Here is a 1,699-nt window from a genome sequence, read left to right as displayed (position 1 = left end):
CTAGCCCAGATTTTTCGCGGAATGTCGGCTGTGAGGGTGTGTAGATAAGCGAAAGTGCCTGTCCTGCAAGGGATAATTGGACTTCTCTAGGGTTCAATCATCCTGACGGGAAGGCACCTCGCGAGTGAAGAATATCGCGGTCGGGTCGCGGGTGAAAGTGTCGGCCGATGGCCATGGTGTGGTGTCGCATGCCGGGATGGGCATGCTGCGTGAGCTCGCCGACTGGACTGGGTTATCGGCGCAGGTCAGCGCCGCGTTGGCCGACACCTACCGCGGCCCGTGGATGTATGCGCCCGGGGAGGTGTTCGCGGATCTGGCGGCCGCGGTCGCTGACGGGGCGGACTGCATCGACGGGGTCGGCCAGGTGTGCGGCGACCGTGAGCATGTGTTCGGGGCGAAGGCCTCGACGACCACGATGTGGCGGCTGGTCGATGAACGCATCGACGCCGCACACCTACCTGGGGTGCGGGCGGCCCGTGCTGGTGCGCGGGCGGCGGCCTGGACCGCCGGTGCGGCTCCTGCATCGGGTGGCTGGTTGCACATCGACATCGACGCCACCCTGGTGATCGATCATTCCGATAACAAGGTCGGGGCGACGCCGACCTGGAAGAAAACGTTCGGGCATCATCCGCTGCTGGCGTTTTTGGACCGTCCGGAGATCGCCGGCGGGGAGGCCCTGGCTGGGCTGCTGCGCACCGGCAACGCCGGCTCCAATACCGCCAGTGACCACGTCATCGTCCTGGCCCAGGCATTGGCGTCGCTGCCCGCCCCGTGGCGACCCGACCCGGATCATCCCGACGGCCCCAACAACGTGCTGGTGCGCTGCGACACTGCTGGGGCCACCCACGGATTCGCCGAGGCCTGCCGCACGCAGGGGGTCGGGTTCTCCTTCGGCTACCCCGTTGACTGGCGGGTCCAGGATGCCGTGGACACCCTCAATCTCGGCGACGCCTGGTATCCGGCGATCGACACCGACGGCGGTATCCGCGATGGCGCCTGGGTCGCCGAGGCCACCGACCTGGTCACCCTGAGCAGCTGGCCGCCGGGCACCCGGCTGGTCCTGCGGAAGGAACGCCCGCATCCCGGTGCCCAGTTGCGGTTCACCGACGCCGACGGGATGCGGGTCACCGCGTTCATCACCGACACACCCGCCGGTGTCATCCCCGGCCAGGTCGCCGGCCTGGAACTGCGCCACCGCCAGCACGCCCGTGTCGAGGACCGCATCCGCGAACTCAAAGCCACCGGCCTGCGCAACCTGCCCTGCCACAGCTTCTGGGCCAACGCCGCCTGGCTGGAAATCGTCCTGGCCGCCGCCGACCTGGTCACCTGGGCACGACTCATCGGATTCAACACCCACCCCGGCCTGGCCCGCGCCGAGATCACCACCTTCCGCTACCGGGTCCTGCACGTCGCGGCTCGGATCACCCGCGGCGCCCGCCAAGTCCGGCTCCGTATCGATGCCACCTGGCGCTGGGCATCGCAGATCGCTACCGCCTGGCAACACATCCGTACCGCCTTCGGATAGCCCTTGACCGCCCTACCCGCCCGACCACGAAAGGCCACCGGCACTGGGAAAGCCCGCCCCGCCCGGCGTCACGGGACAGACCAACCACGCCGCCACACGAAAACCGCTACTCAACAACACAACTCGGCACCAGACCGAGCCCACACCAACTACCACGCAAAATCGAGGCTAGCC

The 1,699-nt window shown here is 68.0% G+C and carries 1 protein-coding gene; it reads left to right on the top strand.

What is annotated here, in order from left to right; all coding sequences use genetic code 11:
* Positions 1 to 124 precede the first annotated feature (124 nt).
* Positions 125 to 1,525, top strand: a complete 1,401-nt coding sequence (locus CSR00_RS29770) for an IS1380 family transposase (protein ID WP_099025937.1) — start codon at positions 125 to 127, stop codon at positions 1,523 to 1,525.
* Positions 1,526 to 1,699: the final 174 nt, after the last annotated feature.

Origin of the sequence: Mycolicibacterium palauense, assembly GCF_002592005.1 — a bacterium.
In the GTDB taxonomy this organism is placed as follows: domain Bacteria; phylum Actinomycetota; class Actinomycetes; order Mycobacteriales; family Mycobacteriaceae; genus Mycobacterium; species Mycobacterium palauense.
The sequence above is the reverse complement of the archived record's forward strand: the minus strand, read 5'-3'. Positions and strand labels throughout refer to the sequence as shown.